This is a genomic window from Stenotrophomonas sp. (assembly GCF_031995405.1).
In the GTDB taxonomy this organism is placed as follows: Bacteria; Pseudomonadota; Gammaproteobacteria; order Xanthomonadales; family Xanthomonadaceae; genus Stenotrophomonas.
Window position 1 is genome coordinate 10,317 of sequence record NZ_DAMAGC010000129.1, and the last position, 1,470, is coordinate 11,786.

Below are 1,470 nucleotides of genomic sequence, written 5' to 3' on the forward strand. Positions count from 1 at the left end.
CGACGCACCGCAGGTGACGCGCCTCCGTCTGCTGGGCCCGAAGGCGGTGATGACGCCGATGAAGCAGTACCAGATCGCCGCCAGCGGCGCGCAACGCGCCCTGTTCCCGGCTTCGCTGCACATGCAGCAGACTTACTGGACCGCGGTGGGCATACACGGCGGCCGGCAGAAATCGATCTTCGACGAGTACGGCAACCTCGAGGCGTTCAAGGGCGCGCCGCTGGTGCAGCCGATCTGGCGCAACGCCGACGGCACCGCCGCCAGCGCAGGCGAACACCCGGTGCAGCACGCGCTGCGCGATGGCTGGAAGCCGATGCCGTCGGCAACGTGGTCGCCACAGCCCGGGCTGGAACTGCGCAGCGAAACGTTTGCGATCGAACGCGACGGCCAGCCGGTCACCTACCTGCGCCACCGCCTGCGCAACACCGGCACCGCGCCGGTGGACGGCACCCTGGCCCTGGTGGTGCGGCCGATGCAGATGAACCCGCCGTGGCAGAACGGCGGTCTTTCGCCGATCCGCGCGATCGCCATCGACGGCCGCAGCGTGCGCGTCAACGGCCGCCGCCTGCTGCAGTCGTTGAGCGCGGTGGACGCGGCCGGGGCGGCGCCATTTGGACCCGATGGCCGCACCGAGATCACCGCAGCGATCGCCAGCGGCACGTTGCCTGCGGCCGAGCAAGCCATTGACCCCAGCGGTCTCGCAGCAGCGGCCCTGGGCTACCGCGTGCACCTGGCACCTGGAGAGAGCCGTTCCGTGGTGGTGGCATTCCCGCTCGGTACTGCGGCGGCCGGTCCCGATGGCGCGTTGCCCGAAGCGCCCGCGCTCGACCTGGCCGATGCCCCGCGCGACGCCGATGCCGCCTTCGACGCACTGGCCACGCGCGCGTCCGACGACTGGCAGGCACGCCTGGGCCAGGTCGGCCTGCGCCTGCCCGATCCCTCGCTGGTGGACATGCTGCGCGCGCAGGCCGCCTACATGCTGATCAACCAGACCGGCCCGGCCATGCAGCCCGGACCGCGCAACTACAACCGCTCCTTCATCCGCGATGGCATGGCCACTTCGGCGGTGCTGCTGCGCATGGGCGAAGCGAAGGTCGCGCGCGACTACCTGGCCTGGTACAGCGAACACGGCGTGCATGCCAACGGGCTGGTCTCGCCGATCCTCAACGACGATGGCAGCGTGAACACCGGCTTCGGGTCGGATATCGAATACGACAGCCAGGGCCAGTACGTCGCGCTGGTGGCCGATGTCGCCCGGCTCGACGGCGGACCTGAATCGGTGCGCGCCTACCTGCCCAAGGTGAAGGCCGCACTGCGGTTCCTGCAGGAACTGCGCGAGCGCACGCTGGTGCCCGGCTACATGGCCAGCCAACCCTCGCCGGAACGCTTCGCCGGCATCCTCGCCCCGTCGATCAGCCATGAGGGCTACCCCTCGCCCACGCACAGCTACTGGGACGACTACTGGGGCTT

At 70.3% G+C, this 1,470-nt stretch carries 1 pseudogene; it reads left to right on the forward strand.

The annotated features are described in order from the left end of the window. Positions 1-1,470: pseudogene (locus RTO53_RS17040) on the forward strand (hypothetical protein); the annotation flags it as partial.